The organism is Acidovorax sp. Leaf78, from assembly GCF_001422735.1.
GTDB lineage: Bacteria > Pseudomonadota > Gammaproteobacteria > Burkholderiales > Burkholderiaceae_C > Acidovorax.
This window is the reverse complement of the sequence record NZ_LMLZ01000023.1, coordinates 72557-92672: the sequence shown is the minus strand read 5'-3', so window position 1 is coordinate 92672 and position 20116 is coordinate 72557. Positions and strand designations below refer to the sequence as shown.

28 protein-coding genes and 1 tRNA gene are annotated in these 20116 nt (G+C 61.9%); 5 read left to right on the top strand and 24 right to left on the bottom strand.

All coding sequences use genetic code 11. The annotated features are described in order from the left end of the window. The first annotated feature begins 19 nt into the window (after positions 1–19). The 4 genes from ASF16_RS21195 to ASF16_RS21180 all read left to right on the top strand — a co-directional run bounded on the left by ASF16_RS21195 (position 20) and on the right by ASF16_RS21180 (position 2358). Entirely contained in the window at positions 20–349 is a 330-nt protein-coding gene (locus ASF16_RS21195) for an integration host factor subunit alpha (protein WP_056172249.1), read from the top strand. Between the two features lie 101 nt (positions 350–450). Then, positions 451–885: a MerR family transcriptional regulator gene (locus ASF16_RS21190; protein WP_056171931.1), complete on the top strand. Its 435-nt coding sequence runs from the start codon at positions 451–453 to the stop codon at positions 883–885. Positions 886–914: 29 nt separating this feature from the next. Then, positions 915–991: transfer RNA gene (locus ASF16_RS21185), tRNA-Pro, on the top strand. A 164-nt stretch (positions 992–1155) separates the two neighbouring features. Continuing rightward, a complete protein-coding gene (locus tag ASF16_RS21180; protein WP_056171929.1) occupies positions 1156–2358 on the top strand; it encodes an integrase arm-type DNA-binding domain-containing protein in 1203 nt (400 codons plus the stop codon). 709 nt (positions 2359–3067) lie between these two features. On the opposite strand, the gene ASF16_RS21170 is transcribed toward ASF16_RS21180, so the two are convergent. The 11 genes from ASF16_RS21170 to ASF16_RS21130 form a co-directional block, all read right to left on the bottom strand. After that, the gene (locus ASF16_RS21170; RefSeq protein WP_200926951.1) at positions 3068–3325 is read right to left on the bottom strand and encodes an AlpA family transcriptional regulator; all 258 of its coding nucleotides are present in this window, start codon (positions 3323–3325) and stop codon (positions 3068–3070) included. Further along, positions 3325–3984 (bottom strand): hypothetical protein, encoded by a 660-nt coding sequence (locus ASF16_RS21165; RefSeq protein ID WP_056171925.1) that lies wholly within the window; start codon positions 3982–3984, stop codon positions 3325–3327. Before ASF16_RS21165 ends, ASF16_RS21170 begins: the two co-directional genes overlap by 1 nt. Positions 3985–4006: 22 nt before the next feature. After that, on the bottom strand, positions 4007–4267 hold the full coding sequence (locus ASF16_RS21160) for a hypothetical protein (protein ID WP_056171924.1): 261 nt from the start codon (positions 4265–4267) through the stop codon (positions 4007–4009). Further along, complete coding sequence (locus ASF16_RS21155) at positions 4264–4479, bottom strand: hypothetical protein (protein ID WP_056171922.1); 216 nt, start codon at positions 4477–4479, stop codon at positions 4264–4266. Before ASF16_RS21155 ends, ASF16_RS21160 begins: the two co-directional genes overlap by 4 nt. A gap of 223 nt (positions 4480–4702) precedes the next feature. Further along, positions 4703–4927, bottom strand: a complete 225-nt coding sequence (locus ASF16_RS21150) for a hypothetical protein (RefSeq protein WP_156372175.1) — start codon at positions 4925–4927, stop codon at positions 4703–4705. 21 nt (positions 4928–4948) lie between these two features. Beyond that, a complete protein-coding gene (locus ASF16_RS21145) occupies positions 4949–6820 on the bottom strand; it encodes a replication endonuclease (protein WP_056171918.1) in 1872 nt (623 codons plus the stop codon). Next, positions 6820–7158 (bottom strand): hypothetical protein, encoded by a 339-nt coding sequence (locus tag ASF16_RS21140; protein ID WP_056171916.1) that lies wholly within the window; start codon positions 7156–7158, stop codon positions 6820–6822. Before ASF16_RS21140 ends, ASF16_RS21145 begins: the two co-directional genes overlap by 1 nt. A 2-nt stretch (positions 7159–7160) precedes the next feature. Beyond that, entirely contained in the window at positions 7161–7325 is a 165-nt protein-coding gene (locus tag ASF16_RS26345; protein WP_156372174.1) for a hypothetical protein, read from the bottom strand. Then, the gene (locus ASF16_RS26340; protein ID WP_156371502.1) at positions 7322–7477 is read right to left on the bottom strand and encodes a hypothetical protein; all 156 of its coding nucleotides are present in this window, start codon (positions 7475–7477) and stop codon (positions 7322–7324) included. Before ASF16_RS26340 ends, ASF16_RS26345 begins: the two co-directional genes overlap by 4 nt. A gap of 92 nt (positions 7478–7569) precedes the next feature. Then, positions 7570–7887, bottom strand: coding sequence for an ogr/Delta-like zinc finger family protein (locus tag ASF16_RS21135; RefSeq protein WP_056171915.1), 318 nt, complete (start codon positions 7885–7887; stop codon positions 7570–7572). 220 nt (positions 7888–8107) lie between these two features. After that, positions 8108–8338: a hypothetical protein gene (locus ASF16_RS21130; protein WP_056171912.1), complete on the bottom strand. Its 231-nt coding sequence runs from the start codon at positions 8336–8338 to the stop codon at positions 8108–8110. Positions 8339–8514: 176 nt separating this feature from the next. Here ASF16_RS21130 and ASF16_RS21125 point away from each other — a divergent pair, with 176 nt between their 5' ends. Next, positions 8515–8865 (top strand): hypothetical protein, encoded by a 351-nt coding sequence (locus tag ASF16_RS21125; protein ID WP_156372173.1) that lies wholly within the window; start codon positions 8515–8517, stop codon positions 8863–8865. A gap of 439 nt (positions 8866–9304) precedes the next feature. Here the strand turns inward: ASF16_RS21125 and ASF16_RS26335 are convergent, their stop codons facing one another. From ASF16_RS26335 to ASF16_RS21070, 13 genes are all read right to left on the bottom strand, one after another. Then, positions 9305–10051: a hypothetical protein gene (locus ASF16_RS26335; RefSeq protein ID WP_156372172.1), complete on the bottom strand. Its 747-nt coding sequence runs from the start codon at positions 10049–10051 to the stop codon at positions 9305–9307. A 147-nt stretch (positions 10052–10198) separates the two neighbouring features. After that, positions 10199–10834: a hypothetical protein gene (locus ASF16_RS26330; protein WP_156372171.1), complete on the bottom strand. Its 636-nt coding sequence runs from the start codon at positions 10832–10834 to the stop codon at positions 10199–10201. Between the two features lie 24 nt (positions 10835–10858). After that, positions 10859–11878: a phage late control D family protein gene (locus tag ASF16_RS21115; RefSeq protein ID WP_200926950.1), complete on the bottom strand. Its 1020-nt coding sequence runs from the start codon at positions 11876–11878 to the stop codon at positions 10859–10861. Continuing rightward, positions 11875–12321 (bottom strand): phage tail protein, encoded by a 447-nt coding sequence (locus ASF16_RS21110; RefSeq protein WP_056171907.1) that lies wholly within the window; start codon positions 12319–12321, stop codon positions 11875–11877. The genes ASF16_RS21115 and ASF16_RS21110 overlap by 4 nt, the downstream gene beginning before the upstream one ends. Positions 12322–12333: 12 nt before the next feature. Beyond that, positions 12334–14910 (bottom strand): phage tail tape measure protein, encoded by a 2577-nt coding sequence (locus ASF16_RS21105; protein ID WP_056171905.1) that lies wholly within the window; start codon positions 14908–14910, stop codon positions 12334–12336. Between the two features lie 42 nt (positions 14911–14952). Beyond that, entirely contained in the window at positions 14953–15150 is a 198-nt protein-coding gene (locus ASF16_RS21100; RefSeq protein ID WP_056171904.1) for a hypothetical protein, read from the bottom strand. 35 nt (positions 15151–15185) lie between these two features. Continuing rightward, positions 15186–15302 carry a GpE family phage tail protein gene (locus ASF16_RS25670; protein WP_082493144.1) on the bottom strand — a complete coding sequence of 39 codons (117 nt, stop codon included), beginning with the start codon at positions 15300–15302 and terminating at the stop codon, positions 15186–15188. 8 nt (positions 15303–15310) lie between these two features. Further along, complete coding sequence (locus ASF16_RS21095; RefSeq protein ID WP_056171903.1) at positions 15311–15661, bottom strand: phage tail assembly protein; 351 nt, start codon at positions 15659–15661, stop codon at positions 15311–15313. A 69-nt stretch (positions 15662–15730) separates the two neighbouring features. Further along, positions 15731–16240, bottom strand: coding sequence for a phage major tail tube protein (locus ASF16_RS21090; protein WP_056171900.1), 510 nt, complete (start codon positions 16238–16240; stop codon positions 15731–15733). A gap of 36 nt (positions 16241–16276) precedes the next feature. Then, positions 16277–17464, bottom strand: coding sequence for a phage tail sheath protein (locus ASF16_RS21085; RefSeq protein WP_369817186.1), 1188 nt, complete (start codon positions 17462–17464; stop codon positions 16277–16279). A gap of 178 nt (positions 17465–17642) precedes the next feature. Continuing rightward, positions 17643–18317, bottom strand: a complete 675-nt coding sequence (locus ASF16_RS26325) for a hypothetical protein (protein ID WP_156372170.1) — start codon at positions 18315–18317, stop codon at positions 17643–17645. 227 nt (positions 18318–18544) lie between these two features. Continuing rightward, positions 18545–19030 carry a hypothetical protein gene (locus ASF16_RS21075; protein WP_056171893.1) on the bottom strand — a complete coding sequence of 162 codons (486 nt, stop codon included), beginning with the start codon at positions 19028–19030 and terminating at the stop codon, positions 18545–18547. After that, the gene (locus tag ASF16_RS21070; RefSeq protein WP_156372169.1) at positions 19020–20075 is read right to left on the bottom strand and encodes a hypothetical protein; all 1056 of its coding nucleotides are present in this window, start codon (positions 20073–20075) and stop codon (positions 19020–19022) included. Before ASF16_RS21070 ends, ASF16_RS21075 begins: the two co-directional genes overlap by 11 nt. Positions 20076–20116 lie beyond the last annotated feature (41 nt).

Sequence of the window (20116 nt, the reverse complement as noted above, 5' to 3'; positions counted from 1 at the left end):
CCAAGAGGGGAGTGATGCCATGATCGAATTCGCCGTCGAAAGCCTGGAGACACCGGCACTGACCAAGGCGCAACTGGCCGATCTGCTGTTCGATCAGATCGGCCTGAACAAGCGCGAGTCCAAGGACATGATCGACGCGTTCTTCGATCTGATCGCGCAAAGCCTGGTCGAGGGCAAGGACGTCAAGCTCTCGGGTTTCGGCAACTTTCAGATCCGCACCAAGGCACCGCGCCCCGGCCGCAATCCGCGCACCGGGGAGGCCATCCCCATCAAAGCGCGCCGTGTGGTGACGTTTCACGCCAGCAGCAAGCTCAAGGAGCAAATTCAGACGGCGGTTGTGGCGCCCTGAGTGAATTTGTACCGTTTTGTGACCGGAATGTTTCTGTTCACTGGCGGTGTTTGCGTCAGTGCAGTACGCTACGCGGCTCCCTGGTCTGAAACGCTTTCTCGATGGGCACACCTCTTCCTTCCATACCCGCTAAACGCTACTTCACCATCGGTGAGGTCGCGGAGCTGTGCGGCGTAAAACCCCACGTGCTGCGGTACTGGGAGCAGGAGTTCACGCAGTTGCGGCCCATGAAGCGGCGCGGCAACCGCCGCTACTACCAGCACCACGAAGTGCTCATGATCCGCCGCATCCGGGACCTGCTGTACGACCAGGGCTTCACCATCAGTGGCGCCCGCAATCGTCTGCAGGAACTCGCGCATCCGGCCCGCGATGAGGCCGGTGCAGAAGGCGATGCCGCGGACGGCGGCACCGAGCTGCCCAGCATGCTGATCGACAGCGCGCAGAGCTTGTCCATCGATGCGGTGGGCTATTCGCTGGACTCGAATGCGGTGCGCAAAGAATTATTTGAGATTCGTGCGTTACTTTCTCTGACCTAGCATTTTTCTGCATATAATCTAAGTCTTGTCGGCGTGTAGCGCAGCCTGGTAGCGCACTTGCATGGGGTGCAAGGGGTCGCGAGTTCGAATCCCGCCACGCCGACCATTTACTCATCCGCCAGTGTTCGTAGAGATACGGACCTGGCGGATTTCTCTTTTGTGGCGCGGCTTTTCGCGTTCTTCATCGTCCGGCATCGTCCGCGGACAGCCGCCTATACTTTGGGGCAACTTTTGGGGCAGCAATTGCCCCACTGCCCGGAGTTGCCCCACATGCCCCTCACCGACACCGCCATCAAGGCGGCGAAACCTGCTGAAAAGCCGCGCAAGCTGTACGACGCGGACGGCCTTTACCTCGAAGTCGCACCCTCTGGCGGCAAATGGTGGCGGTTCAAGTACCGCATGGAAGGAAAGGAAAAGCGCCTAAGCCTGGGCGTCTACCCTGATGTATCGCTACTGCAGGCCCGCAAGGCCCGCGACGATGCACGGCGCCAGGTGCTTGACGGGTCGGACCCTTCGGCAAAGCGACAGGCTCAAAAACGGGCCAGCGCTGTGGCCGCCGATAACTCTTTCGAGACCGTGGCCAGGTCGTGGCACGCGAGCTGGGCGCGCACGCGGTCGAAGAAGCACGCCGACCAAGTGCTGCGCCGCATGGAGCTCGATGCGTTCCCACAGATTGGCGCCTTGCCAATCTTCAACATCAAGGCCCCGCAAATCGTGGCCATGGCAAAGAAGGTGGAACAGCGCGGTGCGCACGACTTGGCGCGGCGGGCCATCCAGATTTCGGGGCAGGTGTTCCGGTATGCCATAGGCCACGGCCTGGCAGAGCACAACCCGTGCGGCGATGTTCAGCCGGCTGATGTGCTGGCGCCGGTCCGAGAGCAAAACTATGCGCGGGTGGACGTTGCGAAACTGCCGCAGCTGCTGCGCGATGTGGACGACTACCGGGGGCACGTTCGCACGCGCCTGGCCATTCACCTGATGGCGTTGACGTTCGTGCGCACCAGCGAGCTGATAAAGGCGGAATGGTCGGAATTCAATCTGGCGGCGTCACAGTGGCGCATACCCGCCGGCCGCATGAAGATGAAAACCGAACACATCGTGCCACTGTCCACCCAAGCGGTGGCAGTGCTGCAGGCCCTGCAGCGGGTGGGAACAGGCAATACCCTGCTGTTCCCGGGTGGACACGATCATGAAAAGCCGATGAGCAACAACGCGATTCTGTTTGCGCTGTACCGCATGGGCTACAAGGGGGAAATGACGGGCCATGGGTTCCGTGGCATCGCTTCGACGGTGCTGCATGAACTTGGCCAGGATCACGCCGTCATCGAACTGCAGCTGGCGCACCAAGAGCGGGACCGCGTGAGCTCCGCGTACAACCACGCCACGTATCTGCCCCAGCGCACCACGCTGATGCAGTTTTGGGCGGACCACCTTGACGTTCTTCGAGGTCACGCGATTACTCTTCCGTGTTGAGAAAGTGGACTTTTCACGCGCAGATGGATAACTGGCCCGCCAACATGGAGGCACGCAAGGTATCCTCATTCATCCGCATTTTTACCGTGAAACTCGAACCCATAACCTCTCCTTTAACCGGACTGGCCCTCGGCTAGCCAATCACTCAAACATGAGGCAATTCGACCTTAATATGCGACAGGCATTGCTAGCATTCATGCGCTACGTTCCACTTGGCAGCCTGGCAATGGTCTTGGTCGGAATCGCTGTGGCAGTGCCAATCAGTGCCTTCAGCCTCGCCAAGTACGAGGTCCTCTTTAGTTGGTCAATCTGGTCGTTCATGATTGGTCTCACTGGGCTTTTTGTGAGCATATTTGGAGCCCTGCTTCTACGATGTTCTACCTGCAGAAAGCGTGCTCTCGTGTTTCAAGAGCCGGGCGGCGAAGCGGGAGAAACTATAGCGATCTTCGAGACGCGCGCTTGCCACCATTGCGGAGCAAAGCTTTAGTTCAAGCTCCTTTAAACCCTTCCTACCAGCTGCAGCATTACGCTAGACAAGGGGCATGGCCGCTCCGCAAAAAGGCTGCATAACTCTAATGAGTAGCGCCCGCCATCGTCTGCATCCACCGGCTGCTTCTGACCGATAGGAGCCATCATAGAAGCGCTAGCAGCGGGCTTAAATGCTGCCATTCACGCTATCGCTCAAAATGACACGCCTCGGCGAGGCTGCTTACTTCAGCAAACTTCGGCCCTGCACTAGGCGAGCCACCAGCACCTTAATTTCTTCGGTGTCGCTCCCCTTGATGATTGCATCGTTGCATGCCTGAACCTCATTGGCCGGCCAGGCCGATGCCCGGGCACCCAACTTGATGGGGGGCGTGAACAAACCATCCTTGATGCGTTCGTACAAGGTGGTTCGACCCACCCCGGTGGCCTGCAGTACGCTTGGCAGACGCAGCAGCGGCACGACTTTTTGAACGGCTAGCATTACTCAGCCTCCGTCACCAGTCGCTGGTAGGGAGTCAGCACCAGCACTTCAAGAAATTCCATGCAGTCCACAACGGCAGCGGCCAGCCCTTCCAGCGAGCCGGTGTTTTCAATGTCCGCGTGCGACTTGATCGTGAGCCCAGGCACGCCGTCTAGGGTCTGCGCTTGCGCGGTGGCCATGTCGATGCGGTGCACGCGCACCACCTTGGCGCCCAGGCGGTGCAGCATGGTTTGCTGCGCGGCAGTGGCCAGGTCGTACACGACGATGCGGGACCACCCACAGCCCACCAGCCGCCCGATCTGGCGTTCAATCTGACGGCAGTAGAAATCAGGGATGAACCGGCAGCGGAACTCGGACCAGCGCTGGATGACCCATGCGGGCGAGCGCGGCGGCGGCAACTGCTCGCCGCCATCGGTCAGCCACAGCATGAACGCGGGGTCGCTGCACATGCCGGCGGCCAGCGAATTCAAAGGGACGTGCTGCAAGCCAGGGTCAGATAGCAGGCGCACGTCCAGGCGCCAAGCCTGCGCAGCGTCGCGCCGCACGGCGTCGGCGAACGACAAAGCCGCGAAGCCCTGGCTAGGGGCCAGCATCGACGCGATGGTCTTCTTGCCGCTCGACGGCTTGCCGGTGAGAGCAACGATCAGGGGTTGTTTCATGGGTTTCCTTGGGGTATGTGAATCAGTCGTCGCGGTCGCCGGCGGCGGCGCGCTTGTGGTCAAAACAGGGAGGGCGCTTGTTCAGCTTCGAGGCCTGCGGCGAGCGGGCGGCCGCCTTCTCGGCAGCAACGCGCGTCAGGAACGTGGCCTGCAGCCGCACCAGACGCCTGCGCACCGGGTCGGCCATGACGGCGTCGTAGTCGGCGGGCCATTCGCGGCAGGCCGGCAGGCGTGCCATGGACTGCAGAGCGGCGCGCATCGCGTCGGCGGTGGGCGCTGTCATGCCGTGGCACCCCAGGCCGGCATATGCATGTGCGCAGCGCCAGGGCCGCACGCCTCTACGCGGCTGCGAGCAATGGCCACCGGCTGCACGCCGAAGACCTGGCGCACGGCCGGCGCGTGGCAATGGCGCACGCCGTCACGGTCCAGGCCGTGTGCGCACAGCGCGCAGCCGCGCAGCGGTGGCACCAGCTGGGCCAGGGCCTGCAGGTTCATCCCTGCGGGCTCGCCATTGCCAGTCAGTGCACCGAATGCAGCGGTATGGACCGGTGCTGCGCTTGGGCGCACGCGTCGGCCCGGCAGCGCATCACCCCCACCGGTTGCACCCCGTGCGCGGCCACCAGCGCCGGGCAGTGGCACAGCAACTGCTGGGCGAGTGGGTGCCCGTGGGTGCAGTGCAGGCAGATTGCTGGAGTCCATAGCGCTTGTTCCTCGGGCGTCATGCACTGCGGCGGCCGGCACGCTGGGGCAACGTCACCACGGTGGCGCGCTCTGGCTCAAGCTCAAGCGTCTGCTGCGCGGACTGCGCCTCTTGCTGTGCCCTGGCCAGGGCACGGCGGGCGCGTTTGAACGTCTCGGCGATGTTGGTGTGATCCCTATCGACGTAGCGAAATTTGGGATTCGTGAGGCCGCCCAGCGTGGGCATGGTCAGTTTTGCGGGCACGGTCATACCTCCTGCAGTGGTTCAGGGTTGAAAAAACTCGGGGGAAGGGGGCGCAGCGGGCCGGGTTGGCGGCTGCTGGGGTTCGGGCTGCGGGGTCCAGTCCTCGATTTCGTGACGGCCCCGGCCTAAAAACGCTCTGCGGAGTTCGCCGGTCAGGCGCGCTCTACAGTTATTGAAACAAGTCCAAGGCGCCGCCTGCGCGGCGCGAGCAGCCGGGTCCGGGGTGCCAACGGCGACCCTGTTCCATGCCTGGCGGCGCGAGATCAACCAGCGGCCGGACTGCAGCTGCAATCCCACGGCCACTTTCTTTTCGACGGTCTCGCCGTAGCGGTTCTTTGTCTCGGTTTCGCGGTGCGCCACCGACATGGCCCACTCTCCGCGCTTTCGGCAGGGGCCGCCCATCAGCTCCATGAAGCGGCGCCAGTCGGCCTTGATGGAGCCCACCTTGTGCACGGCGCCATAGATGCGCCAGGCGATGGTGTCGCCCTCGATGCGGGCTTGCTCCACCTGATCGTGAGTAACCCGGCGCATCTCGCGCCAGGCCACCACGCTGGGCTGTCCGATGGGCTGAAACTGCCGAATGCCCCAGGTCGCAGCCCAGGCGTCGACACGCACATAGCCGGGCACGTCGCCCGAGTTCACGTCGAACAGCTGGCCCTGTGCATGGCCCTCGCCCTGGCCGTCAAGGTGGTTGATCTGGTACGACCCGCCCACGTTCTTGGCCACGTATTTGGCGATGTACGCGGCAGCGCCGCCGGCATCGAGCCACTTCACGTTGACCCGGTTTTTACGGGCGCCGGGCTGGCGGGTCTGCAGGTGCGCGCGGGTCTTCTTGCACGTCACCTCGGGGAACTCGTCGGCCTCGGGCTTCAACCAGTGCTGGCGGATGATGACGGAGGCAAGGCGCGCTTCTTCCCGCGACTGAAACCAGAACAGCGAATGCCAATGTGGGCACCCATCGTGGTGCGGCTCTGCCACCCGGAAGCCGTAGAACCGGATGCCGGCCTTGTCCAGCGCCGTGCGCGCCTCGGCCCAGCGCTTGCACAACCAGGCCTGCCCCTCGCGTGGGCTGGAGCCGTCATATTTCGGGTTTTTGCGCGATGGCAGGCGCGAGCCCTTGGGCGGCGCCAGCATGGCGTGAAACCGGCTGGGCAGGGTCTGCGTGAAGAACAGGCCCACGTGGCCCGCTGCATCGGCATATTCCTCGCAGCCGCGAATACGCACCATCAGCTCGCCGCGGCGCACATCGCGGTCGGACACACCCAGCTTTGCCAGCTCGCCCAGCCGGTACACCTGGCCGGCCTCATTGCGTACCAGCGTGTTGTCCATCATGGCCGCGGCGCGGGCCAGCTGCTGCTGGCGGTTCTCCACCGCTGCATTGCTGCAGTAGCCGCCGTTCTGGTGGTTCACCACGCCCAGCTTGATGGCGCCCAGCTCGCGCACCCGGGCCACCTTCTGGCGCAGGCGCTTGCGCCAAAACGCGGCATCCTGGCCCTTGCCAATCACGCCCTTGCGCGTCTCTGCCTCGGGCGGGTCCACTTCCAGCAGCGCGCACGATGCCAACACAAGCGCCTTTTGCTCGGCCTCGGTCAGCGGCTCAGGCCACAGATCCATCAACCGCGTGACGCCTTCGGCCACAGCGGTGGCGCGCTCGCACACGTCCGAATCGCTCATGCTCCACTGCAGCGCGTCGCCGTGCTCGTCCTTGAAGGCGTGCAGGCGCTCCAGCCATGCACTGTTGCGCTGCCATGCAGGCGTGCCCGGCTCATTGGCCCGCAGCCCTGCTACACCCTCGGCCCATTGTTTGGGCAACGTGGCCATGAGCTTGGCGGCCAGTGTGTTGGCCTGCCACCGCTCAACAGTGCCCCAGTCTTGGTATTGGTGTTTGGCCATCACCACCGCCCCGTGAGTGCATGCAGCCGCGAGAACTCGCGCCGCGCAAACCGTGCCTCTGCCTTCAAGGCGATGCGCTCGGGCTCTGGCAGCTCGCGCCAGTGGCGCTGCGCCAACACGCCCAGGTCGCCGTCCACCCCGGCCAACAGCATCAGCGCCATACGGTGCGTTTCAGCCAAGCGCGCCCACTCGCGCGACTCGGCATCCGACCACTGTTTTTTGCTGGCGGCCTTCACGAACTCGTCGCGCAGCGAGCCATTGCCCACGCCGAACAAGCGTGTGTAGTGGCCCAGCGCTTCGGCCGATGGCAGTGGGTGAAATTGCGAGGTGTCCGACATGCTCAGCAGCCTTTGCCCTCGCGCACCGCCGCCACATACCAGCCGTCGCCATACAGCTGCACCACCCAGGCCACGGCGCTGGCGCGGTTGACGGCCGGCACGCGCATGCGGCGGCGGCAGTGCTGCGCGTCGATGTGCGTCACGCGGAAAAAGGCTGGGGCGTTCATGGCTCCATCCCCGTGAGTGCTGCCACGATGGCCGCCACGCTGATAACCATCCACGCGCCAGCTATCCACACCAGCGGCGGGGAACTGAGGGCTACCGCCAGGGCAACCAGCGCGATGGCCAATAGAGATATGCGCAGGGCAATCAAACACATGGGCAATTCCAAAAAATCAAGGCGAACGAATCCCCGCGGGGCCCTAAAAAGGGCACCGTCAGGCGTGTGAAAAAGGGGAGGGGGCGGGGGCGCTACCCGGCGGCGGGCATCGCTCCGAACAGGTCGCCGGTCATGAAGCCGGCATTACGGGGCCGGTAGTCGGCCGATGGCATGGACTGCAGCTGCTGCTGCAGCAACGCGCGCTGGATGTGCGTGGACATGGGAAGCACCACCGTTGGATCAGGCGTGGCGCTGGGGGAGATGGTGCGATTGATTTCCGTCACCGTAGAGAACACGTGGCCGCACTCCCAGTTGCGGCACTGGAAGATCGTCTCGCGGCTGGTGTTGGTCAGTTGCCCACTGTGGCGCGTGTAGGCGTTCTGTTTGCAGTGCGGGCACATCATGCGCATGGGTGACGATCCTCGATAACTGGCGCGGGTGTGAAGTAGTTCTCAGAAGCGGCACCGGGCTTCGCATCCGTGGTCGGGAACGCCAGCAGAATGGCGTCAAAGGCATCGCCACTACGCCGCTGGGTTGCTACTGCCGTTGGGGCGGTGGCTGCGAGCATGGCTGACAGGCCCATGCGGCGCGATTTCTGGATGATCTGAATGAGGGGCACTGCGCGCGCTTTCAGGCGTGGGCAGACATGGCAGCTCGGCGGCGCTTGTGCTCGACAAGGCCCAGCCGGTACACGTGAAGCGCAAAACTGCTAGCGCTGCGGCTGTCTTCGTCGGCCATTTGCAGGGCCTCATCCCGTTCAGATTGGGTGAGCCGAAGCGGGATAGGTTTGTCATGCACCAAGCGCTCGGGCGCGGCGCCATACATGGGGGATTTGGTTTGCAACATGGTGGTGCTGTGCATGTACTATCAGGAGCCAATTGGTTACAACGTAATTGCATTGTGGTGCGCATTTGCGTATCTGTCAATGTATTTTAGCTATTCAAATGAGTATTTTTACGAGACTTAGGGAAGAGCGCGAGAGGCTGGGCCTCACACAGGAGGCATTCGGTAGCGCCGGTGGCGTGCTGAAAGGCGCCGTGATCAACTACGAGAAGGGCGCGCGCTTCCCCGATGTTTCGTTTTTGGCTGGAGTCGCCAATGTGGGGGCCGATGTCCAGTACATCGTGACGGGGCGCCGCGCCGACCTGTCAAGTGCCACCCTGGCGCCAGCCGAGCGCGCGTTGCTCGATGGGTTCGCGCAGGCTGACGACGCCGGAAGGGCGACGCTGTCCGGAGTCGCAGAATTGGCACGGCGCGCAGCGAGCATCGCCAGCCCAGTGAACAGCGCGCCGCAATTGCACATCGGCGGCGACGTTGGACAACAGGTCATCGGCGACCAGACAAACAACGCGCCAGTAACGTTCACCATGGGCGGCAAGCGCAAGTAGGCGCACTGCGCCCGCGCAAGCGGTCAAATGCAACTAACTGTTAGATTCGGCCCACAAGCAGAACAAGTGCAAGGGACCGGATGTGAGCGGCAAGGTGTGGGTGCGCAGGGACGCTGGCCAAGTGGTGGCCGGCGACTCGGTGATACATGGCGATTCGGTGGTGAACATAGACAAGTACGTCAACGCGCCCCGATACAGCGTCTATTTTTTAGTTTTTTTTTCTGCTCGATCAGCCTGATTAGCATTGTTGGCGCTATGCAAGGCCGGCCGGCTTGCTACTACGAGGGCAAGGCCTACTCGCCCGGAGCGATTGCCAATATGGCAGACCAGACATACATGTCATGCACCCTCACGGACGGCGATCCTCAGTGGGTACGCACAAAGTCCAGTTGGTCATTACCGAAAACAGGGTAGCCAGTGTGGATTTGTTTTATTGATCTCAGACCTTAAGCACCCCCTGATTTTTATGCCGGGAGGTTTCTTTAAGCATGGGGAAAACTTGTGTGAAATCGACGCCCGAGGATATCAACGCTTGCACATCGCGTCTGAGTTCTGGATCGATTACTGGAACCATTACGCTGCGCACTTCAAAGTGCTCGATGAAAACTTTGAATATCTCATCTTCTGAGAACTTTAGCACTCGGCTAAATAGATACTTGTAAAATCGCTGTAGCGCTTGCATAGCAGATAGCGAGTGGTTAACGGTCCAAAATTTAGCGGATCTTGGAATGCCAATAGCAGGCCAGTCTTTCCCAGTCACTTCCATAGGCATGTGCCATTCAGTGCCCATATCCTTCATCTCTCCTACCTCAACCTTCATTACTTGCTCTTTCGGATGAACGTATGCATTGCGAATCTGAATTAGCTCTGTGATTTTCGCAACTCGGTCATCGCCTCGATCCATATAGGTTTTGTCGGATAATAATGTGAAAGTATCAATCTTGCTTAAGATTGGTAATTTGTCTATATCGTCTGCTGTTTTCTTTGGCAACTGCATATAGTTGATCAGCGAATTTGCAATACATTCCACGCTGAGTGCTGATGCCATTATCGATGCTCGCACATGGCGAGAGGCGGAATATCTGTCATCGCACTTGGTTGCGACTATGTGCTGGTAGGAGGCATCTGCTAAAAATTCAAAAAAAGGCAAATGCCGAAAATTTCCCTCGATTAATTCCTTTGTCATGATTTTTAGGTGTTCGTTAGAGTTGGTTGTTACAAAGGTCCGCGTTTCTTGGTCCGGCTGCTGGTGGGGCTATGTAAAGCGTCACGGCTAAATGGTTGTTGCACAGCAAGCTTTCACCACTTTTATAAAATAATTTAAGTGAACGGTCTACTTAATTTTACCTATATTGCTCTTAAAAGAAACGGATAGCGATTTTAAATGCTCGTTTATGCGCTGATAGCTGTTTGTTATGTGTTCCAGCTCGGAGTATGTGAAATCAAGATGTAGGCAGGCAAGTATGTCGTAGCATGCAAGCCAAATAGCGAGCTTAATATTATCATTGACAAAAGTTTTAATTTCGATTTTATGACCGCCAATGACTATATCGCCTTGTACGGGCGGCGTGAATTTTTTAATGATTTCATTTCTTCTTTGAATTGATAGTGATTGAAGATATTCTGATATGGTCGAATTAACATGCCCGACTTGATGAACAAATGTATTTCTGAGAGTGGCAAGTTCAGTAAGGGTGTCGTACTGACCTTTTGTAATGGCTCCTAAGGATTCTAGTAGGCGGACTTTTCCGAACCTGTGGTTTGCCATGTCAAGCCACCCTAGTTCTTCTTCAAGTTCTGGCTTTCCAAGCCGCTTTACAAGTGCTTGGGTGCAAGCCGCTTCGAAGAGCGAACTAAGTTTAATTACAAATGACCAGTCATCATCAGCTAATAAATCTTTAAAAAATCCTTGGCGCAGTTTTAGGTGACGTTCCATCCCCTCAATGCTTTGCGACATTTGATGTTCCATAGCTTTCCTTAGACAATTAGCGCATTATCGAGGTATTTCTGACTGTATCTCAAGCACAATATGCGTTGTGAACCCGCCATCGCCCAGACTGTGTGTGAGCTTGACCACTAGCCAAGGCGTTCTGTCGAGCTCGGGTTTGAACCCGGTTAGCTTCACAGGTGTTTGGGGCATTAAAGTGGGCTGGCCCATGGCAAGTGTTAGCTCCATCGTGGCTTTGCCTCGCTCAACTCGGCCTTGCTCTGCACGGGCGGCGGCCATGGCGTCGGCCTCGCTCCCGTATGTGTCCTTCAAGCGCTTTTCGTTGTCTTCGGTGCCCACTAGCACAGAGCGTTTTTCGGCGCGGTCTTTGTCGTGCCAGTACGCGCGCACGCCGCTGTAGCTGTGGCGGTCGGCCGTGTGGTAACGGTGGCTGTCGCCGGCTGCACGGGTCAGCGTGATGGCTTCCAATTCTTCACCCGAACTGCTGCGTGTGCCGTTAATGGGAAGGAACACCAAGCGGCCCTTCTTCACCGTGGCCACCGCGTCGTGCTTCTTGGCCAGGCGGGTCAAAAAGTGCAGGTCGCTTTCGTTCGTCTGGTCGATGTGCGCCACCTTGATATCGGCCAGCGCCGCGTCTACACGGGGCGCGAGGTTGTTGCGCCGCGCAATGTCGCCCACGATGGCACCCAGCGTGGTGTCGTGCCAGCTGCGTTCGTTGCGTGTGCGCAGCTGCCGGCGCATCTCGGCCGACCTGGCGCGGATGCTGATGCGGTCGGGTGCGCCCGAGTGCTCGATTTCGTCCACCTCGAACAGGCCTTTGTCCACCAGTCGGAAGTCGCGCCAGCCCAGCTGCAAGGCAATCTCTGCGCCTTTGGGCGGCAGGTTCATCTGACCGTCCGTATCGTCCAACTCTATGTCGAGCTGGTCGGCCTCATCCCCGCGGGATTCGGTGAGGGTGAGCGACATCAGGCGCGCCCGGACGTTGGCCGTGATGTCGCGGCCGTCAACCGTGAGCGCGTAGGCCGGCGCGTCGTACAGCTGCGCGGTCTGCAGGTGGTCGCTCACAGCCACCACTCCCAGTAGTCATCAATGGGGCCGGGGTCCACGCCGCCGCCGGGCTCGGCCTTGATGTCGTCAACGCGCTTGAGCTGCAGGTCGAACTCCACGCGGCGCGGCACGCCCTGCCCGGTGTGGAGCGTGCCGGTTTCGTTCACGTTCTCGATGACGAAGGCGCCGAAGGATTCGCCCGCGCCAGACACCAGCGCAAAGGCCTTGCCGCTGTCGCCCATGTCGCGCAGCTGGTCAAGGTAGATGCGTTTGCCTGCGAACTCGGGCACCAGCAGGCCCGACAGTCCGATCGTGTCGTCACCCGGCCCCAGCGACTGGGATGCAGGGCGCGCGCCCACGCGCGAGTTTGTGGGGTGGCGCCAGCTGGTCTGCCGCTTGAAGTCGTTGAAGGACAGCGTAGGCAGGCTGAACAGGAATTGCCCGAGGGCCATCATGTGCATGGTGTGCTCCGGTCAGTCGATGTCATGCAGGGACGACAGGGTGCGCGAGCGGCCTGCACGCTCCCGGCGGTCCAGCTCGGCCGCCACGGCCCGCCCCACCGCTCGCTCGTCCATGCCTGGCACGGCGTTGACGGTGATGTTGTAGACGTTGCCCGCACCACCGCCGCTCGGGCCCGCAGTGCCGGCCGCACCCAGCGGCGCGCGAGTGTCGATGCGCAGCGCCGCAGCATCGGCCGCCAAGGGCATGGTGGCGGTTGCTGCTGTAGCCATGGCCAGCGCCGCAGAGCGCAACGCGCCCTGGCCGCCCGCAATGCCCAGTGCTGCCCCCTCGCTGATCCAGCCGCCGTACTGCATGAACACCTTGGACGGCGAGGCAATGCCCAGCTTCTCGCGGAACCAGGCGCCCACGGCATCGGCTGCGCCCACCACCGCCTCGCGCACGGCCGCCAGACGGCTGGTGATGCCGTTCGCAAGGCCGGACATCAGGTCAGCACCTGCGGAGAAAAAGCGGTCTTTCAACGCCACCAGGTCTTGCCACAGGGCTGCGGCGCCGGCCGAGGTGCTGGCCCACCAGGCAGTCACAGCGGCCGACAGCTGCTGCCAGATGGCCAGGAGCCCGCCCTTGATGCCGTCCCAGTTGCGCCACACCATGTAGGCGGCCGTGGCCATCAGCGCGAGGGCGGCCACTATGGGGTTTGCTACAAGGAACACCGCCAGCGCGCGCAGCCCTGCGAGCAGCCACACGGCGCCGGCCTGCAGCAGGGTCAGCGCTCTGGCTGCGAGCGCGGCCACGCGTGAAAGCCCGCCCATGGCGGCGCTGGCGATGGTAGACCCCAGCCGCAGACCTGCGAGGCCCAGGCCCATGCGCGACATCACAAGCCGAACAATCAACATCGGCCCCAGCACGGACGCTATCGCAAGGCCCAGCGTACCCAGGACGGTGACGACGAGTGCGAGCCCGCCCACGACGCGAAGGGTCCATTTCACCAGGGCTTGGTTTTCGCGCGTCCAGGCACCGATGCTGCTGGCCATGTTGCCCAGGGCGTTGAGGATCTTCACAAGGTCGGGGGCAATGGTGGCGCCCATGTCCTTGAGCATGTTGGTAAAGCTGCCCTGCGCGGCCTCGGCCGAAGCGCTTACTGTCTTGAGCGATGCGTCCACCCGCATGCGCAGATCGGCCTGCGCCTGCATCTTGTTCACCACCTCGCGGTAGCCGTCAATGCCTTTTTCCATCAAAGTGTTGAGCACCTGATGGGTTTCGGCGTCGTCGCCGAACAGCTTCTTCAGAGCGGCGATACGCAGCTCATCGTTATCCACCGCCTTGAGCTTCTGCAGCTGGTCGAACAGGTTGTCCATGCCGGCGAATTTGCCACCAGCGGTGGAGAAATTCAGCTTGACGCCCTGGCTAGCAAGCAACTTGTTTGCTTTGCCTACTTTTTCGCGGTCCAGGGACAGCTGCACCACCTTGCGGATGGCGTTGCCTGAAGCCTCGCCAGCCATGCCGGTTTGATCCATCATCACCAGCAGCGGCGCGAGCATGCTGCTGGCTTCAAGGCCCTTTTTCCCAAGGATGGGCATCACCGCGCTGATCTTGGTGAAGCCCTGCAGCATATTGGTGGGGTCCACGCCCAAGTAATAGGCCCGTTGGATCACGTCCATCAGGCCCATCATGTCCTTCTCGGCCGTCTGCGTGGCGTCCTGCATCTTTGCTGCAAACTCGGCCGCACCTGTGACCGGCATCCGCAGTTGGATGCCTAGATACGCGGCCGACTCGCCCAAGCCGCCCAGGATGGCTTGCGATGTCATGCCCTGGCGGCGCAGCATGGTCATCATCTCGATAAAGTCTGCGGTGGTGCCCGGCAGCTTGTCGCCAAGCCGTGTGGCCAGGTCCAACACCTGTTTGAACTCGGGCGCCACCGCGCCGGTCTTGGTCATCATCGACGCACCGAGCTGCGTTTCTGCGTTCTCGGTAGGAATGAACGCATCCACCACGGAGCGCAAGGGCGCGGCGATCTTGTTGCCGCCGGCCACCATCGCTGCGCTTGCGCCCGCGGCCACGCCGGTGTGCAGCACCGCCTTTGCATGCTTGTCTCGCAGTTCCTGAATCTTGCGCTGCTGCGCCGACAGTCTCGCCAGTTCAGCGCGTTGCTTGGACATGGTGGCCGTGGCGCCATCGATATCGGTTTTCAGCCTGGCCTGCGCGGCGGCGAGGTTGCCTGTAACCCCCATGGCGTTGAGTGCCGCGCGGGCTTTCACGGCGGCCGACTTCTGCAGCTCCAGGGCTTCGGCAATCTTGCGCACCCCGCTTTCCTCGCGCTTGAGCTGCGCGGCCGTAGCGTTGCCACTGGCCCGCATGCCGTCGAGCAGTGCCTGTTTCACCTTGAGCGCGTTGTTCAGCCGGGCCAGCTCGGCCGCCTGCTTTTGCACGTTGCCCACGGCGGCCTGCTGGTCGTTCAGTTCCTTGAGACGGTCGCGGGCGGCCTTGAGTGCGCGGGCGGTTTCGCCGCTGGCGCCGCTGATGCGCTTCATGGGGGCGAGCACGCGCTCGGCCAGATCGAGCACGACGCGCAGGCGCAGTTGATCAGCCATATCGCACCCCCGGTGCGTGGCTAGGGCTTATCGAGGGGGTGACTACCTGGCGGGAGGGCTCGCCAGCATGGCTTCGGTTTCGGCCAGAAGCAGGTCGGACTCGGCCAGCTGTAATGCGCGCTGGGGCGCCCGCATCGCGTCGCGGTGCTGAACCCACACGTACACGGGTAGCAGCAGTACACCCAGGCCGACAACAACAAGCGCGGCGATCAGCAGATAGGCGAGGACGGTAAAGAGCACGGATCATTCTTGCATACGAAAAAGAAGGCGTTGTGTCAGTCCTGCGGCTCGTGGCGGGCGCGGGCTCGCTCGCGCCACTCCATCAGCTCTTGCAGGGTGAAGTCGGCCATGTCGGCCGGCGTCCAGTGAAAGACCATGGCCAGGTCGGCCATGGCGTTCTCTACGCGGTCAGGAAGTCCGTTTTCTGTTCCTTCGTGAGCAAAAAACTGATCACCACGCCCCCCAGCGTCACTAGGTCGGCTGGGTCCATGTTGGCCATGTCCTGTTTGTGCAGCATGGGCGAGCTGATGCGGGGTACCACCGCCTGAATGGCTTCTACCTTGAGCTGCAGCAGCTCGGTCAGCGCAATGCCGCGCAGCTCGCCGGCCCTTGGCTTGCGCAGCGTTACGGATGTGATGAGTTGGTCGCCGTGGCGCACGGGCGTGTCGAGCGTCACGGTGTTGGGGTCGGCCTTGTCGGCCACGTCGGTGGCGGTGTTGTTTGTGTCTGCGGGTTGGGCTTGGTTCGTCATGGTTCAGTCTCGGGAATGGGGGGAGGGGAGACGCGGCCCGCGCGGGGCCGCGTGGTCATGGGCCGGGCGTCAGAGGCCCAGCGCCTGGCGGACTTCGGCCAGGCGGTCCACGCCGCCGACCATCTCCACCATGTTCACGGCGTCAATCTCGATCAGGGTTTCGCCGTTCATGGTCAGCTTGTAGTAGCTGATGGCGCTTTTGATCTTGATAGCCGTGCCTTCGCCGGCCTTGGCGGCGCCGGGGTCGATCTCGGAATGGCGGCCGCGCACCACCACTTCCAGGCTGTCCACGCCCTCGCTGTCGTCGGCCTGCAGCGCGCCCGCAAAGCGCAGCAGCACGCCGTCATGGCGCTGCGCGCCCCACTGGGTGAACAGCTCTTTCATGTAGCCGGCGGCGGTCCATTCCATCTCCATCGCTTCCATGCCGTAGTCGAGCTTCACCGGGGCGTTCATTCCGCCGCTGCGGTAATCCTCCATCTTGCGCGTGAGCTTGGGCAGGTTGACCTCTGGCACTTCGCCAGCGTGGGAGGTGCCATCGTTGAACAGCACAAAGTTCTTGAGTTTGCTGGGCAGGCCCATGTTTGTTTCTCCGGTTGATGGGGGGGTGGGCCGGGCTTATTGGCCGGTGCCAACGCGCAGGGCGAAGTCGGCGAAGTAGCGATCGGTGATGCGCTGGCGGAAAGAGAGGTCTTCCAGCGGCGGCACGGGCGTGAAGTCGTAGTCAATGGTCAGCTTGCCGGTTTTGAGGGTGGCGGTTTCGTTGATGTCTTCGTCGTACCAGGCCTTGCCGTCGAGGATGTAGCCCAGCGACTTGAGCTCCCGAAACTTGGCGTTGATGCCTTCGAGGATGTCCTTCACCAGCGAAGGGTGCAGCGGCTTGTCCACCGCCCACATGTGGCCCTCGGCCATGGTGTCGGCCAGGATTTGCGCGGTGCGCGTGGCCGTCTCAAAGAAGAACAGGCCGTTCTTTTCGGTGGTGCGATTGCCCCAGAAGCGGTGCCCTGTGGACTGAATCAGCGTGGTGATACCGCCATCGTTGAGCACGCCCGCGTCGGTGTCGGCGCTTTGCAGATCCCAGAACACATCTTTCGACAGGCCCAGCACGCCATTCACGGGCACGTTCGACAGGGACTTGTGCCAGCCCTGCTCGGTGTCGATGCGGGAGCGCAGGCCCATCGCGTAGGCGGCGGCGGGTACTTCGACCACGCCTTCGCCGGTCTTGAGCGCTTTCCAGTTGGGCCACATCAGCATCAGCTCGCGGGCGCCGAAGTGGTCGCGGTAGGCCAGCGCTTCACTCAGGGTGTCGCCCTGCGCGCCGGCGTACACCATGGCGCGCAGCTTCTGGGCCACGGCCACCAGCCCATCCGTAACGGCCTGGCCATCCAGGCCCGGGGCGCCCAGGATGCGCGGCTTCACGCCCAGCTCGGCCTGCGCCGACAGCAGCGCCTGCAGGCCGGTCTTTTTGCCGGCAGCTGTGGTGGTGCCGATGACCTTGACGGCTTGGTCTGCGGCCTTCTCTTCGGCATCCGTGCCCACGCCGTCCGCAACGCGCACGATGACCAGCACGGGGCGGGACTGTTCCTTGATGGCGTTGAGCGAGGCCGCCAACGTGCCCAGCGTGCCGGCCTTGCCAATGATGTTGTCGATCTTGGTAACGAGCACCGGGGTATCGAGGGGGAAGGCGGCCGGGTCGGCGTCTGACGCCGTGGCAACCAGGCCAATCACGGCGGTGGACACGATGCGGATAGGGTTCACGCCGTCATTGATTTCTGTGACGCGCACGCCGTGGTGAAAGTTGGCGATGGTGGCCATGGGTTCTCCGGTTGGGGATGGAAAAAGGGGATGTGCAGATCGTCTTTCCTTCCCTCGCGCAAGGCCACCGGAACGGCATGTGTGCTGCGCGTGCACATGAAAAAGCCCGCCGGGCAAGACGCCGGGCGGGCTGTGTGACTTGGTACGGCCTGCGCCGTGTGCTTTGCTCTCAGGCGTAGAGCGCGTAGGGCTGCACTTGAGCGCTGCCGCCGCCAATGACAAACACGCCGGCGAGATTGGTAAACACTTCAGCTTGCAGCGTCAGACGCCCCAATTCCGCTACCGCAGCTCCCGTGGAGCTGTTCACCGAGTAGACGATCAAAAGCATCTGGCGCGTTGCACTGTCCATTGAGGTCGCCACGCGCAATATGGTGTTGGCCGGGAAGTAGCCGATGGTGGATACGTTTGTAGCAGTGGAGTTTCCGTTTGCGCCGACGACCCATTGCTCAGACTGAATCCGGCCGTCATCTTGGAAGATTACGCCGACGCCTCGAAACCAAAACAACTGGGCCACAGGAGAGCTGGGGCTTGGGCCTTGGTGTAGGTTTTGCCAAGTGCCTGAAGTGTTTGGTGCAGCGTGAAAGCAGATACCAACGTGGCCGCCGTTGGTTGCCTCTGGGACGATGTCAAAAAACACGCCTCGCGCACCATTGGTATGGAGATATTCCAAGCCTAGCGGGAAGGCCTGATTCTGCGGAGCGCCCACGTACCGTGAGGATGCAGAGATGATTGCGTGCGCTCCCACAGCTAGGTTCGCGCTTTGGGCTTGAACCAAACCGGGAACTGCGGCCATCAATGGCAGCAGCGTTGCAGACTGAAGAACGTGACGACGGCGAATTGACATGGGCAACCTTTCAAAAACTAAAAGTACGGATGTCTTACTGCAGGCAAGAAGACGTCCGCATCTGCTTACGCGGCCTCGACGGCGCGCGATAAGCAGCCATGTGGGTATAAATCACGATGTCGCGCGAAGACAGTAAAACTTTGCGGTATGTCGATCATCGACACCGCTCTTACGAATAGAGATGTGGCCGCCATCAAGTTTTAGAGTTGACTGGAAAGCATGCAGTGTTATGGCAGCTCTGATTGGTTGACAGGGGACGAGAGAATCTGCAGTGCGCGGCCAGGGTCCAAGATGCCCAGCGATTCGAGAACTTGCACGCCTTGTGCAGTGGCCAAATCTTCAAGGTCGATGAACTGGGCAGCGGCTTGATCGGCGAGCGTGGCGCGCAGCGCGGCGGCCTGCATGCGTGCCGCCTCGGGCTGCTCGGGTCGGTCCACGGCGGCCCACTCGATGGCGGCTTTTTCTTCGGGCGTGAACCGGCGCCGGAACCTCAGCACCGACACGACGCGCGGGGCGGCCACGGCCGGCGCTTCGGGCTCGGGCAGCGGGGCCACGTAGGGCCGCATCACCCATGCAGAGCCGGTCCAGTTGGCGCGTGGCTCGCCCTCGGTGGTGGTGGTCGATTGGGAAGGCGGTGCGCCGGGCACTGTGCGCAGGCCGGCCGCGGCCACGCCGCCGGCGAACCACCCGTACAGGTCAAACTCAAACGGCAAAGTACACCTCCAGTGCGTCGGGATTGGATTCAAAACGCGCGGCTGCGGGCATGCCCACTTGGTTCGTCCCGTTGAAGATCAGGCCGCCACCGCCCACCCGCGTGCGGATGCTGGGCAGTGACTCTGCGCCGCGCCAGAAGGCGGGCAAGAATTTGAACCTGATCCCGTCCGTGGCCACCAACGCATTCCATGAACTGGTGCCATCCGACAGCTTTACCGGGATGTGAAGCAGGCCGCCCAGTTCAGCGGCGCTCTCGCCTATACCGCTGACGCGCAGCCCGGTCGGCTCCATCTCGCCCACAATGCCCACTGTCCAGGCGTTCGCGTCCTCGGAGTAAAGGGCAGACAGCGTGCCCTCAGACATTGCCACCACGATGAACCGTCCGCCCAGCGTGAAGGCTCTGCGCAAGCCTGTGCTGGGCAGGTTCGTCAAAGCGGCAGTCAGCCCTGCGGAATTCGTCCAGCCGGTCAGGCCATTGGCGCTCCACAGCGCCATGGTCCCGCCATCGTTGACCGCCAGCCAGCGCACACCGTTGTGCAGCACCTTGCGCCACACCTGCGCCACACCAAAGTCGCGCGCCGTTCCCGCTGGGGTCGCGGCTGTGTTCGTCGTGAATTCCTTGTATCCAAAGCCGCTGAGCACATACCCAATGCCACCAGCTGAGCAAACAATGTCAGCGTTTGAAATGGACTGCTGAATTACCCACGTCAACGCGTTGTCGACGGATGTGCGCAGGTAGGAGTAGCCCGAATACTGGGTGACCGCCATCAACAGCGAACCGGCCGCCGCCAGCTTCCCGGCTACCAGGCCAGAAGACGAATCCACCTGCCTGGCTGTCCATGCCTTCAAGTCGGGGGACGTGTAAACGTTCTGGGCGTTTCCACCCTCGGCCACATACACCGACCCGTTGTGCACGATGTTCTCGTACAGCAGTTCGGGCGAGTTCACGCCGCGCAGGCGATAAGGCGACACATACCGCACGGGCACGCCGCCCAGGCGGTCTGCTCCGCTCCACAGCGGGCGGCTGCGCAGCTGCACGCCCATGGCGGCGCGCGTGGCCTCGCCCTGGCGCATGGTTTCGGAAA